We start from the raw sequence: 15,111 nt of genomic DNA, 5'->3' as shown, positions 1-15,111 counted from the left end.
AGGTTTTTAAGTCATAAATACTTGATTTGTTAACTAGGTGTTTACACGTGTTTTCTTTTTTTGGATTAAATTTAATTAATTAAAGATATTTTTAATTAAGGTGAAATGAATTTTTGATAAAATATATATTAAAAATAACTATACTAATATTTATAAAATGTTTAATTTTAAGCAATTGTTATTTAATAAAACCATACATATTTAAAATATGAAAAATTATATATCTACAAGTATTGTTGTTGTTTTTTTGTTGTTTGTTGTGGGTGATTTATGTTCTCAAGAAGTGCCGCCAATCGATGTTTTTACAACAGAAGAATATGGTGGTGAAAATCAAAATTGGTCTATTTCACAATCTGATAATAAATATATATATGTAGCAAATAACAAGGGGTTGTTAGAGTATAATGGGGAAGATTGGCAGTTGTACATTACACCAAACGAAACTATAATGCGTTCTGTAAAATGTATTTCTAACAGAATCTATACAGGATTTTTTATGGATTTCGGTTTCTGGGAAAAGGATGAGTTTGGTTTACTTAAATTTTCTTCTTTGGTTGAAACTGAAAAGGTAAAAATGCTAGAAGATGAGCAAATTTGGGAGATAATAGAGTTGGATGGATGGGTATTGTTTAAGTCTTTGCAGAGAATATATTTATACAGCTTAGAAACTCAGAAAATAAAAATTATAGAAAGTTTTAATGAAATTACAAAGATTGCTAAAGTAAAAGATGTAGTCTATTTTCAAGATTTCGAAAAGGGATTGTTTAGAATTGAAAATGGCGCGTCTCTTTTGGTTTCTGAAAATGAAATATTTAAAAATAACAAATTAACAAACATTTTTCACTTTAATGGAAAGCCTCTTTTTTTGACACAAAATAAAGGGTTTTATTACTTCGAGAATAACAAAGTGCAAAAATGGAAAATTGAAGCAGCTACTAAATTAGAAGATAATACTATTTATAGTGCGCAATTATTGGCAAACGAATCTTTTGTTTTAGGTACAATTTCTAATGGATTACTATACTTAAATAAATTTGGTGAAATTGAATATGAACTCAATCAGAATTTAGGCTTAAGCAATAACACAGTATTATCTATTTTTGAAGATTTTGAAAAAAATTTATGGTTAGGCTTAGATAACGGAATTAATCTTGTGAATTTTAATTCTCCTTTTAAAACGTTTTCAAATCAAAAAGAGTTTTTGGGTACGATTTATACATCTTTATTACATAAAGGAAATATGTATTTAGGAACAAACCAAGGGTTATTTGTTAAAAAATACAATACAAAGGAACCTTTTACTTTTGTTAAAGGTACGCAAGGTCAAGTTTGGAATTTAAAATCAATTAAGGGAACTTTATTTTGTGGTCATGATTCAGGAACTTTTATAATTGATGATAAAAAAGCAAAATTAATTTTTGATTCCCAAGGAAGTTGGGATTTTAAATCTTTTGATAAAGACTTTGTTTTACAAGGAAGTTACGACGGTTTATATGTTTTACAGAAAAAAAATGACAATTGGGTTGTAAGAAATAAGATTAGTGGTTTTAAAAACTCTAGTAGATATTTTTTGATATTTGACAACTTTGAAATTTTTGTAAATCATGAATATAAAGGAATTTTTAAACTAAAGGTTGATGCAGATTTAAGAAGTGTTATAAGTTTAGAAAAAGAAGAGTCTGTTCGCAAAGGCTTACACTCTAGTCTGCTTAAATATAAAGATGAGGCTTTATACGCATCTAAAGAAGGTGTTTTTAAGTATGATTTTACTAATAATGTTTTTAAAATTGATTCTACTTATAGTGAGTTATTGCCAAAAAGAAATTTTATATCTGCAAAATTAATTGCAGATAATACAACGAATAAATTGTGGTCTTTTACAAGTGATGGACTTCGATATTTAAGTCCTGGAGCTTTAAGTGATAAACCAAATTTAAATATTATTCCAGTTAAAAATACTTTATATAAAGGTGCTTCTGGTTTCGAAAATATTATTCATTTAGAAAATGAAAAATATTTAATAGGTACAATAAACGGATACTTAATAGTAGATTTAAACAAGATAAATGTTCCTAAGAGTTTTACTATTAATATAACCAATGTTATTAATTATGAAATAGATCAGCCATTTAAAAATGTAAACTTAACCAGAGAAGCTAATTTTAAAACTAAGGAAAATAGCGTAGAGTTTTCTTACAGTGTTCCTAGTTTTAAAAGTGGAGCTAGCTTAACATATCAGCATAAATTAGAAGGTTACAATAGTAAATGGAGTACTTTTTCTGAATCAAATAAAACACTCTTTGAGAACTTACCACATGGTAATTATACTTTTAAGGTAAGGGCTTTAGCATCTGGTAGAGTTAGTAGTAATGTAGCTAGTTTTAATTTTAATATTGCGAAGCCATGGTTTTTATCTGAATTTGCAATTGTAGTATATATTTTGATTTTTATTTTGATGGTGTTTATTTGGTATGTTTTATCTAAAAAATATTACAACGATAAACAGCAAAAGCTTTTGTTAAAAGCCCAAAAAGAGTTAGAGCTAAAAGAATTAGAAAGTTCTCAAAAAATTATCAAGCTTAATAATGAAAAATTAAGAAATGATATTGCTAGTAAAAATAGAGAATTGGCAACATCTACAATGAGTATTATTAAGAAAAATGAGTTTTTAAGTAATTTAAAAACCGAACTTCTTAAAGGTAAGGAACAAAACATTTCGAAGGTTGTTAAAATTATAGATAAGAATTTAAACAATACAGACGATTGGAAAATGTTTCAAGAAGCATTTAATAATGCAGATCAAAAATTCTTAGATAAGATGAAAGAGAGGCATCAAAATTTAACGCCTAATGATTTGAGGTTGTGCGCTTACCTTAGATTGAATTTGTCTTCTAAAGAGATTGCTCCTTTGTTAAATATATCACCAAGAAGTGTTGAAGTAAAGAGGTATCGATTGCGTAAAAAGATGGATTTGGATCACGATATCAACTTAACAAATTATATTTTGGATATCTAATACCACATCAATAGGTATTAAGACCTATACATAACCACAACATTGGTATTTAACTTAAGTTTTTGAAGCTTTATCTTTCCATGTAAAACAAGGGATTATAAAGTGTTTTTTGATAAAAATTGCTATGTATGTTTTTTGTTGAGGTGTTTTTTATTAATTTAATAATTTATTGATGTTAAATTTATCAAAAAAATAAAACTCTTTATTTATGAGAAAACAAATCACATTTTTACTTCTATTATTTATAGGTTTTTGTGCAACTGCACAAACTGTAAATATAAAAGGTGTTGTTAAAGATGCCGCTACTGGCGATCCGCTACCAGGAGTTAGTGTTATATTAAAAGGTACATCTAAAGGAACAAATACAGATTTCGATGGAAATTACTCTTTAACCAATATAGATAAAGGAGCAATTTTAGTTTTTAGATATTTAGGTTATGCAGAAAAAGAGGTTACTGTTACTTCTAGTAATTTAAATGTATCCTTAACAGTAGAATCTGAATCTTTAGATGAAATTGTTGTAGTTGGTTACGGCGCACAAAGAAAAAAGGAAATTACAGGTGCAGTTGCTGTAGTTTCTAGTGAAGAAATTCAGAATTTAAAGCCAACAAGAATAGAGCAAGCTTTACAAGGGCAAGTTGCTGGTGTTAACATAACATCTTCTTCTGGTGCACCAGGTGCTGCTTTAAATATTCGAATTAGAGGTATTTCTACAAACGGAAACAATAATCCTTTAATCCTAGTAGATGGTAATGTAATAGAAGATTTAAGTGTTATCAATCCTTCTGATATCGAATCTATGAATGTTTTAAAAGATGCTTCTGCTGGTATTTACGGTGTTCGTGGTGCAAATGGTGTTATCATTATTACAACAAAATCTGGTAGAAAAAATACTGAGTTTAAATATAACTTAAACGCATATGCAGGTTTTCAAAGAACTACAAGAAGCATCAGTTTACTTAACGCTACAGAGTATGCTCTTTTAGCGAATGAAGCTTTTGCCGCTAACGCAGAGTCTTTACCTTTTAGTAATATATCTGGTTTGGGTGTTGGTACAGATTGGCAAGACGAAGTTTTTAAAGATGCAGCAATTTCTAGTATAGATTTTAATGCTACTAAAGGTACCGAAAAATCTACCTATTCATTTGGGGCTTCTCATTTAGATCAAGATGGTATTGTAGGTGGTTCTAAAGCGAATTTTAATAGAACTACAGCTAAATTTAATTTTAGTACAGATATTTTAAAGAAATTAAAGTTTACTTCTTCTTCAATTTATACAAATACAAATAGAAGAGGTTTGCCAGAAAATGCTTTGGGTTCTGTGTTATTTAACGCCTTAAATATGCCTTCTAATATTTCTGTTAGAGATGCTAATGGCGATTATTCTTTTGCACCAAATACAGGTGTTGGTATAGAAGTTGTAAATCCTTTAGCACAAACAGAGAATGCTTACAATAGAACTTGGGTAAATAAATTTGCGGGTAGTTATGGTTTAAATTATTCTTTTTTAGACGGATTTTCTGCTGAATCTAGAATTCAGTTTAACCATGCATCAGTAAAAACTAAAAGTTATAGTCCAGAGGTTTATTATGGTTCTGGTAAGGTTTTTAATACGGTAAGTGCTCTTGCAGATTTAACAGATGCAAATAATACTTCATCTGTTTTTGAAAGTGAACAAACTTATAAAGATTATACTTTTGATGCTTTGTTAAAATATGAAAAGACATTTAATGATGTTCATGATGTAAAAGTGTTATTAGGTACATCGGTTTTTAGATCTCAAGGAATTAACGAATCTAATTTATTAGGTTTTGGAGCCAATGGTAATACATTAGAAAGTGTTAGTGTTGCAGGTTCAGATACATCGCAAGATAATTTAGCATTAAGTAATCAACCAAGACGTTTTTTTGATAGTAGGTTATTATCTTATTTTGCAAGATTACAGTATAATTATGACGGAAAATATTTAATGTCGGCAGTAATTAGAAGAGATGGATCTTCTAATTTCGGACCTAAAAATAAATTTGGTTATTTCCCCACTGCATCTGTAGGTTGGGTAGCTTCTAAAGAAAAGTTTTTAGAAGATAGTTCTGTATTAAGTTTCTTAAAATTGAGAGCTAGTTATGGTGTAATTGGTAACGATAGAATTTCGAGCTTCGGTTTTGTTTCTACATTATCAGGAGAAGGAGAATATGTTTTTAACAATCAATTACAATTTGGTACTGCACTTGGGGCAATTTCGAATCCAGAAATTAAATGGGAAAAACAAATTCCTTTAGATATTGGTGTAGATTTAGAGCTTTTTAATAAGATAAATATTACTGCAGATTATTTTAACAAAAGAACAGAAGATTTATTACTAAATCCAGAAGTTTCAGGAATCTTAGGAGCTTCTGCACCAGGTTCTGGAAGTCCTATTGTAAATGCAGGAACTGTAGAAAATAAAGGTTTCGAATTCTCAATTGGTTATAAAGAAACTATCTCAGATGATTTTAACTTCGGAATTAAGTACAATTTCACAACTTTAGAAAATGAAGTTTTATTTGTAGGTAATGAAAGCGGTGTTTTATTTGGCGGTTCTTTTGGCGTAGGTCAAGATCCTCCTTCTAGGATGGAAGCAGGCATGCCAATTGGTTATTTCTACGGATATCAAACTGACGGAATTTTTCAGACACAAGCAGAAGTAGATGCACACGCAACACAAACAAATGCAAATCCTGGAGATTTAAGGTTTAGAGACATCAATAACGATGGTGAAATTACAAATGAAGATAAAACCTATATCGGAGATCCTATTGCTGATGTAACTATGGGTTTAAATTTCTCTTTTGATTATAAAAATTTCGATTTTAACATGTATGCTTTTGCATCTCTAGGAAATGAAATTGTAAGAAACTTCGAAAGAAATTTACCATTAACAAACAGACCAAGATATTATTTAGATAGATGGACAGGTGCTGGAACATCAAATACTTTTCCGAGAGTTACAACAGGAGCAAACAGTAACGCACTTTTTTCTGACTTTTTTGTAGAAGATGGTTCTTTTGTAAGGTTGCAAAATATACAATTAGGATATTCTTTAGATCAAAAAATATTAGAACAAGTAGGTTTAAGTAAATTCCGTTTTTATGTATCAGCTAATAATTTAGTTACGTTAACAAAATATAGAGGTTACGACCCAACAACTTCTAACGGAGCGCCGATTGGTGGCGGAATTGATCAAGGATTTTATCCAACGCCAAAGACTTTTTTAGTAGGATTAAATGTTAATTTTTAAAAAATAGACCATGAAAAAATTACATATAAAATATTTAGCTTTCTTTTTATTCTCTTCAATTTTAATTACGAGTTGTAGTGATGATTTTGTTGATGTAGAATCGACAGCAGAAAACTCAGAAGATTATTTTAATACAGAAGAAGATTATCAAAATGCTCTAATAGGAGCTTATGATATGTTGCAATCTTCATATTTAAACGTTTTGTTAGGTGAAATAGCATCAGATAATACATTAGCTGGCGGAGAAAGTGCAACAGATGTAGTCGCTATTCAAGAAATTGATGACATGATTCATACATCCGAAAATCAGCAATTAAGAGATATCTGGGGTTGGATGTTTGCAGGAGTAAACAGAGCGAATTATATACTAGAATTTAAAGACAAAATAGATTTTTCTGGTAAAGAAGAAGTTATAGCACAAGCAAGATTTTTAAGAGCTTATTATTATTTCGAGTTGGTAAAATGGTTTGGTGATGTGCCTTTGGTTGTCGATCAAAGAATTCTTTTTGGAGATCAGTTTAATGTAGATAGAACTCCAAAAGCAGAGGTTTATGCACAAATAGAACAAGATTTAATTTTTGCTGCAAATAATTTACCATACGTTCAGTCAGAAACTGGTAGAGTAACAAAAGGAGCTGCAGAAGCTTTATTAGGTAAAGCATATTTATATCAGAATAAATTTACAGAAGCTGCCGATGTTTTAGATAATTTAATTTTAAACGGACCGCATAGTTTAGTTACAGATGCAGCAACGTTTATGGATTTGTTTGAAAATGATAATGAAAATAGTGTAGAATCTGTGTTTGAGGTTCAATATACAGAAACGCAAGGAGCAGGTTTTGGTTGTTTACAGTGTAGTGAAGGTAATGTTGCTGTTGGTTTTAATGGTGTAAGAGGTTATGAAGGACCAGAGTTTACTTCTGGCTTTAGTTTTAACGTGCCGCTGCAAGATTTAGTAGATGCTTTTGAAGACGGTGACATGCGAAAAGATATAACAATTTTAGATATCAATGCTTGGGCAACTCAAACAGGAGCAGAATTTAATACTGGTTTCGAACATACTGGTTATTTTAATAAAAAATATTTACCAAGAAAAAGAGGTACAGATGCACAAGCCGATAGAAATTTAACAAATCCAAATAATTACAGAGCAATTCGTTTTGCAGATGTTTTGTTAATGGCTGCAGAAGCTCATAATAGAAAACCATCGGCAAATGATGCTAAGGCTTTAGAGTATTTAAATTTAGTAAGGCAACGTGCTTTTGGAGATATGTTACACAATATCTCAGAAACAGGAGCAAATTTAACAGCTATTATCTTTAATGAAAGAAGATTAGAATTAGCTGGTGAAGGGCATCGATTTTTCGATTTAGTAAGAACGGGAGAAGCAGCAGCGAATATTTCTGGTTTTCAAACGGGTAAAAATGAGCTGTTTCCAATTCCGGCAATAGAAATTCAATTAACAGGTAATCGTTGGTCTCAAAATCAAGGATACAATTAATAGTTAAAAGATGAAAAAAATAAATAATATATATAGATTCTTTATCGTGTTGATCTTGTTTACAGCGTGTACAGATAATTTAAACGACCTTTCTTTTGCAGATAATATATCAGCACCAACAAATGTTACAGCTAATTATAATATAAAGCAAGATAATACTGGCGAAGTTACAATTACGCCAAATGCAGAAGGAGCAACTAATTACGATGTTTATTTTGATGCAGATACTACTACGCCTGTTAATTTAGAACAAGGCGAAAGTGCATCTAATGTTTATACAGAAGGTACGCACGATGTAAAAATTGTTGCTTATAATTTAAACGGAGATAAAACTGAAGCCATACAACAATTAGTAGTTTCATTTAAAGCACCTCAGAATATAGTTGTAGTTTTAGAAAATGATGCAGCCATATCTAAACAAGTAAATATTACGGTAAATGCAGATTTTGCATCAATGTTCGATTTTTATTCAGGTGAAGTAAATGCAACAGAACCAGTTTCTGGTAATATAGGTGAAACTATTTCTTACCTTTATAAAGAAGCGGGTGATTATTCAATTAAAATTGTAGCAAAAGGTGCGGCAATTGCAACTTTAGAATATACAGAAGAATTTACAGTAACAGAAATTTTAGCGCCATTAGAAGCGGCACCAAATCCGAAGAATAGAAAAGCAGAAGACGTTGTTTCGATTTTTAGTGATGCTTATACCGATGTAACATTAAACGAATTACCTACAACTTGGTCTTCTTCTGGTTTCGAAGCAATTACAATAGATAATAACAATGTTTGGAAACTAACAAACTTAGATTTTGTGGGTATGGTTACCAATTACGATAGCGGTATTGATGTATCTTCTATGGAAAAATTACACATAGATTATTGGGTGCCAAATGACGCTACAAATGAGTTGTTGGTTAAAATAGTAAACACAGTAGACGGAGGTGAAGATGAAGAATCTTTAGGTACAACCGTTGGTGGTTCTTGGCAAAGTATAGATTTAGATATTACAGGTTTTGACGGCGGTGATCTGGCAAATAAAAATAAGATTACTCAAATTTTAATTGATTCTGATGGCATTTCGAATGTAGTTTATATAGATAATTTCTATTTCTATAAAGAACCAGATGCTTCAACTACTTTTAATGACGGTTTATTAACAAACGGAGATTTTGAAAACGGAAGTGAAGCTTGGTTAGTTGGTGTTGATGATAACTCTTCTGCACCAGTAGTAACAGATAATGGTAATACATATTATTCTGTAAATGTAACAGCTGCAGGAAATCCTTATGACGTAAACTTAAGTCAGAAAGTAGAAATTATTCAAGGTAATACTTACACATTAACTTTTGATGCTTGGTCAGACGTAAATAGACCAATAATTGCCGGTATTGGTTTAAGTGCTTCACCTTGGTCTAATACTACAGAAACGGTTAACATTACGCCAACAAGATCAACATATTCAATTACACTTATGGCTACAGAGTTTGGGGCAATAGATGCGAGAGTAATTTTTGATATTGGTGCAGCAGTTGGTTTGGTAAATATTGATAACGTATCATTAATAGTGGGAAAAGGAAACGTTTTAAATAATTCAGATTTTGAAAACGGAAGCGAATCTTGGTTAATAGGAGTAGATGACAGCTCATCTGCACCAGTAGTTACAGATAATGGCAATACGTATTATTCTGTTAATGTAACAGCTGCTGGTAATCCTTATGATGTAAACTTAAGTCAGAAGGTAGAAATAGTTCAAGGGAACACATACACATTAACTTTTGATGCTTGGTCTGATGTAAATAGACCAATTATTGCCGGTATTGGTTTAAGTGCAGCACCTTGGTCTAACACATCAGAAACTGTAAACATTACAACAGAAGTAACAACTTATAGTGTAACCTTAACAGCAACAGATTTTGGTGCAACAGATGCCAGAGTAATTTTTGATTTAGGTGCAGCTGTAGGGCAAGTAAATATTGATAATGTTTCATTATCTAGTAATTAAATCTAAAAGATAACTTTATAAAAATATAAAAATGAAAACATTAAAATATATACTATTATTTTCATTGACAATAACACTATTTAGTTGTCAAGAAGAAGATCAAGAATTTGGTCAAATAACAGTTCCTAGTAATATTAATATTCAAAATGAAATTATAGGAAAAGATGATACCAATGTTTATGGTGATGGATCTGGAATTGTAAAATTTAAAGCCACTGCAAACAATGCAGTAAGTTATATTTACAATTTTGGTGATGGATCTGATAAAGTGGCTTCTTCTAGCGGAGAAGTAGAGCACAGATTTACAAAAACTGGTGTAAATACATATAATGTAACAATTATTGCATCTGGTAAAGGTGGTGTTTCATCATCTTCTACAGTACTTTTAGAGGTTTTTAGTGCCTTTGATGATATTCAAGCAAGATCTTTTTTATCTGGTGCACCTTTATCTAAAGATGCTGCTGGTAACGATATTTTAGAAGTTACAACGCCAGTTTCTAAAACTTGGTATATCGACAACACTGTTGATGGAGCTTTAGGTGTTGGCCCTTCTTTAGCGTTTGATATTCAAATTAATGGCGGACCAAGCCAATACTATTATCCAGCATTTTTTGCAGCAGCTGCAGGTACAACAAACGACTGTTATTCAGACGATGAGTTAACATTTACAATTAATGAAGATGGCTCGATGACGTATGCTTTAGATAATAAAGGAGAAACTTTTTTCAACGGAAATGCAGCACACCAAACAGTTGTTGGTGGTTCTGGCGCGAACGGAGATGAATGTTTTACGTTTGATACTTCATTCGATAGTAATGTTTCATTAGCACCTTCATCAGAAGATTGGTCATTAGTAGCAGATCCTGCTTTTCAACCAAGAGGTACACAAATGAATTTTTCTAACGGCGGTTTTATGGCATATTATGTTAGTTCTACTAGTTTCGAAATTTTAGAAATTTCTGAAACAGAAATGTATGTTAGAACTTTAGATGGTGTAGATCCTAATTTAGCTTGGTATTTTAAATTTACAACAGTAAAACCAGGTTCTGCAACAACTTCTGCTTTTACAAATTTAGTTTGGGAAGATGATTTTAATACTGATGGAGCACCAAATGCTGCAAACTGGACTTATGATTTAGGTGCAGGTGGCTGGGGAAATAACGAGCTTCAAACATATACAAACAATGCAGAAAATGTAATTGTAGAAAACGGAAGTTTAAAAATTAAAGCAAAGAAAAATGGTACGGGTTACACTTCTGCTAGATTAAAATCGGAAGGATTACAAGAGTTTACTTACGGAAGATTTGAAATTAGAGCTAAACTACCTGCATCGCAAGGTACATGGCCTGCAATTTGGATGTTAGGAGCTAACTTTAATTCTGTTGGTTGGCCAAATGCAGGAGAAATGGATATCATGGAACAAAAAGGAAACGACAAAAATACTGTTTTAAGTACCATACATTATCCAGGTAATTTTGCTGGTGGCGGACCATCTATGTCTACGAGTTTACCAACATCGACAACAGAATTTCATGTGTACACGATAGATTGGTCTGAAAATGAAATTAAATTTTCTATAGACAATGTAGCGTACCATACACTAGAGAATGATGCTTCTTTACCTTTTAATGCAGATTTCTTTTTTATAATGAATGTTGCCATGGGAGGTACACTTGGTGGTGACGTAGATCCTGCTTTTACAGAAGATGTAATGGAGGTAGATTACATCAAAGTATTTCAATAAATAAAAACTTTTATAAGTAGCTTTAAATAAGTTAACAATCGGTATTTAGATCTAAAATAATACATTCTTAAAATTTTGAATGCAAGATTTTTATATCAAATTTTAAAATTAATTAATCAAAAAAAGAAGTAAATGAGCACTGTTTTTAAAGATAAACCAACAGTAACTAATAACGGAAAATTAGTAACTATAGGAAAAGAGTCTTTTTATAAGATTGAAAACACACATACAATGCGTCCTTTTTTTATGACTATTGTGTCAGATTCAAATCATTGGATGTTTGTGTCGAGTAATGGTGGCTTAACTGCTGGTAGAAAAAATGCTCAATATGCTTTATTTCCTTATTATACAGACGATAAAATTACAGCCTTAGCAGAAACAACAGGTTGTAAAACTATTTTTAGAATTATAGCGCAAGAAAGCACAAAACTCTGGGAACCTTTTTCTGAGAGACAAGCTGGTTTGTATGATATAACAAGAAATATTTATAAAAATACTTTTGGTAATAAAATTGTTTTTGAAGAAATTAATAACGATTTAGAATTAACTTTTAAGTATGAATGGAATTCTAGTGATAAGTTTGGTTTTGTTAGAAAAGCAACCTTAGTAAATAATGCTAATGCCAATGTAAATGTTGAAACTTTAGATGGTTTTCAAGATATAATTCCGTTTGGTATTGGGTCAGATTTACAAGCAAATGTTAGTAATTTGGCAGATGCTTATAAAAAATGTGAATTAGAAGAAAATGTTGGCCTAGGTATTTATGCTTTAAGCGCAATTATTGTAGATAAAGCAGAACCTAGTGAAGCGTTAAAAGCAAATATTGTATGGTCTTTAGGTATCAATAATCCTACTTATTTATTATCATCATTGCAAATTAATAACTTTAGAAGAGGTTTTGCTTTAGAGCAAGAAACAGCTGTAAAAGCAGAAAAAGGTGCGTATTTAACTGCTTTTGAGTTCAATTTACCCTCAAATTCAGAAAAAAAATGGTTACAAGTTGCTAATGTAAATCAATCGGTAAGTGATGTTGTAGAAATTTCTGAAATAATAAAATCTAAAACTGCAGTAGAAAATTTATTGCAAGATGATATTGATTTAGGGACAAAAAATTTAATAAAATTAACAGCCTCTGCAGACGGTTTACAGTTAACAGAAGATAATTTAGTAAATACAAGACATTTTTCTAATACGCTTTTTAATATAATGAGAGGTGGGATTTTTGACGATAATTATTCTATCGAAAAAGTAGATTTTATCAATTATTTGCAAAAAGCAAATAAAAATGTGTTTCAAGATAATAAAAACGACTTAAATAAATTAGCAGCAGTTTTTAACTTATCCGAAGTAAAAAATATAGCGAATTCGAGCTCAGATAAAGATTTTAAACGTTTATGTTTAGAGTATTTGCCTTTAAAATTTAGTAGAAGACACGGAGACCCGAGTAGACCATGGAATAAGTTTTCTATCAATACTAAAAACGAGGTTGATGGTTCCAAGGTTTTAGATTACGAAGGAAACTGGCGTGATATTTTTCAGAATTGGGAGGCTTTAGCGCATGCTTATCCAGAGTTTATCGAGAGTATGATTCATAAGTTTTTAAATGCAACTACTTTTGATGGTTACAATCCTTATAGAGTAACAAAAGGTGGTTTCGATTGGGAAGTTATCGAAGAGCATGATCCTTGGTCTTATATTGGTTATTGGGGCGATCATCAAATTATTTATTTGCTTAAGTTTTTAGAGTTTATCGAAAAACATTATCCTAATGAATTGACAAAATTATTCACAGAAGATATTTTTGTATATGCCAATGTGCCTTACAAAATTAAATCTTACGAAGAAATATTAGAAAACCCGAAAGATACAATTGATTTCGATTACCAATTAAATGCAGAAATCGACAAAAAAAGAAGTGAAATTGGTGCTGATGGAGCACTTTTAGAAGCTAAAAACAGTCAGATTTATAAAGTTAATTTAATAGAAAAACTATTAGCAACTGTTTTGGCAAAGGTTTCTAATTTTATACCAGAAGCAGGTATTTGGTTGAACACCCAACGACCAGAATGGAATGATGCCAACAATGCTTTAGTTGGTAATGGTGTTTCTATGGTTACACTATATTATTTACGCAGATTTTTAAATTTTTACGAGAATATAGTAAATGACTCTTCAATTACAGAAGTAAGTATTTCTTCTGAATTACAAACTTTTTTCTATGAAGTGTTAGCTACTTTAAATAAACATCAATCTATTTTATCTAGAAAATTTACAGATAAAGAAAGAAAAACAGTATTAGATAGTTTAGGGAAACCAGCAAGTAAATACAGGTTAAACATTTATAAAAACGGATTTTCTACAACTAAAAAAACTATATCTAAGGAAGATTTATTAGCATTTATAAACGTTACAAATACATATTTAGAGCATTCGATTAGAGCAAACAAGCGTAATGATAATATGTTTCATGCCTATAATTTAATGACAATAGAAAATAAAGAAGAGGTTTCTATTTCTTATCTATCAGAAATGTTAGAGGGGCAAGTTGCTGTTTTAAGCTCTGGCTATTTATCACCAAAAGAAGCACTAGGCTTACTAGATGGTTTAAAAAATAGTGCACTTTTTAGAGAGGATCAGTACAGTTATATTTTATATCCTAATAAAGAATTACCAAGCTTTACAAAGAAGAATAACATCGCTAAAAATAGTGTAGAAAATTCACAATTATTATCAGCTTTAGTAAAAGAAAACAACAAAGAAATTATTGAAAAAGATATTTTAGGAAATTATCATTTTAACGGTAATTTTAATAATGCAAATAGCTTAAAAGAAGCTTTAGATAATTTATCAAAAGAAAAATATCAAAAATTGATAGAGAAAGATTCAGCTAAAGTTTTTGCAATTTTTGAAGATATTTTTGATCATAAATCATTCACAGGTCGCTCAGGAACATTTTTTGGTTACGAAGGTTTAGGTTCAATTTATTGGCATATGGTTTCTAAGTTATTAGTTGCTGTGCAAGAAAACTGCTTATTAGCGGTAAGAAATAATGAACATGAGGCTATTATTGGAAGACTTTTAGATCATTACTACGAAATACATGCAGGAGTTGGTGTGCACAAATCACCAAAGCTTTATGGTGCCTTTCCTACGGATGCTTATTCTCATACTCCTGCAGGTAAAGGAGCGCAACAACCTGGTATGACTGGGCAAGTAAAGGAAGATATACTAAGTCGATTCGGTGAATTAGGTGTTTTTGTGAAAGAAGGAAAAATTGTTTTTAATCCTCGTTTATTAAAAACATCAGAATTTTTATCAGCAGAAAAACTATTTAATTATGTAGCAGTTTCTGGTGATGAAAAAACAATTAAAGTTTTAGAAAATCAATTGAGTTTTACGTATTGCCAAGTGCCGATAGTTTATGAGAAATCAGACACTAAAAATGTAGCTGTTTTTTATGAAAATGGTGATAAAGATGTTTTTGAAAAATTAGAATTAACTCCAGAAGTTAGTGCAAAATTATTCAAAAGAACCAATGAGGTGGCAAGTATTAAAGTTTCATTTTAATAAA

The 15,111-nt window shown here is 30.6% G+C and carries 6 protein-coding genes; all 6 read left to right on the top strand.

What is annotated here, in order from left to right; genetic code table 11:
- The first annotated feature begins 208 nt into the window (after window positions 1-208).
- The 6 genes from WG950_RS04025 to WG950_RS04000 all read left to right on the top strand — a co-directional run bounded on the left by WG950_RS04025 (window position 209) and on the right by WG950_RS04000 (window position 15,107).
- Entirely contained in the window at window positions 209-3,016 is a 2,808-nt protein-coding gene (locus WG950_RS04025) for a helix-turn-helix and ligand-binding sensor domain-containing protein (RefSeq protein ID WP_340934261.1), read from the top strand.
- A 208-nt stretch (window positions 3,017-3,224) separates the two neighbouring features.
- Window positions 3,225-6,293, top strand: a complete 3,069-nt coding sequence (locus WG950_RS04020; protein ID WP_340934260.1) for a TonB-dependent receptor — start codon at window positions 3,225-3,227, stop codon at window positions 6,291-6,293.
- Between the two features lie 10 nt (window positions 6,294-6,303).
- The gene (locus WG950_RS04015) at window positions 6,304-7,794 is read left to right on the top strand and encodes a RagB/SusD family nutrient uptake outer membrane protein (RefSeq protein WP_340934259.1); all 1,491 of its coding nucleotides are present in this window, start codon (window positions 6,304-6,306) and stop codon (window positions 7,792-7,794) included.
- Between the two features lie 10 nt (window positions 7,795-7,804).
- Window positions 7,805-9,796 carry a carbohydrate binding domain-containing protein gene (locus tag WG950_RS04010; protein ID WP_340934258.1) on the top strand — a complete coding sequence of 664 codons (1,992 nt, stop codon included), beginning with the start codon at window positions 7,805-7,807 and terminating at the stop codon, window positions 9,794-9,796.
- Between the two features lie 31 nt (window positions 9,797-9,827).
- Window positions 9,828-11,540, top strand: a complete 1,713-nt coding sequence (locus WG950_RS04005; RefSeq protein WP_340934257.1) for a glycoside hydrolase family 16 protein — start codon at window positions 9,828-9,830, stop codon at window positions 11,538-11,540.
- Window positions 11,541-11,672: 132 nt separating this feature from the next.
- A complete protein-coding gene (locus WG950_RS04000) occupies window positions 11,673-15,107 on the top strand; it encodes a hypothetical protein (RefSeq protein WP_340934256.1) in 3,435 nt (1,144 codons plus the stop codon).
- Window positions 15,108-15,111: the final 4 nt, after the last annotated feature.

The sequence above is a fragment of the Polaribacter marinaquae genome (genome assembly GCF_038019025.1).
Classification (GTDB): Bacteria; Bacteroidota; Bacteroidia; order Flavobacteriales; family Flavobacteriaceae; genus Polaribacter; species Polaribacter marinaquae.
Note: the sequence above shows the minus strand (reverse complement) of the source record. Positions and strands in the feature narration are given on the sequence as shown.

Excerpts from the sequence above, each read along its gene's own strand:
- WG950_RS04025 (WP_340934261.1), top strand. The coding sequence starts at position 209 with ATGAAAAATTATATATCTACAAGTATTGTTGTTGTTTTTTTGTTGTTT.
- WG950_RS04020 (WP_340934260.1), top strand. The coding sequence starts at position 3,225 with ATGAGAAAACAAATCACATTTTTACTTCTATTATTTATAGGTTTTTGT.
- WG950_RS04015 (WP_340934259.1), top strand. The coding sequence starts at position 6,304 with ATGAAAAAATTACATATAAAATATTTAGCTTTCTTTTTATTCTCTTCA.
- WG950_RS04010 (WP_340934258.1), top strand. The coding sequence starts at position 7,805 with ATGAAAAAAATAAATAATATATATAGATTCTTTATCGTGTTGATCTTG.
- WG950_RS04005 (WP_340934257.1), top strand. The coding sequence starts at position 9,828 with ATGAAAACATTAAAATATATACTATTATTTTCATTGACAATAACACTA.
- WG950_RS04000 (WP_340934256.1), top strand. The coding sequence starts at position 11,673 with ATGAGCACTGTTTTTAAAGATAAACCAACAGTAACTAATAACGGAAAA.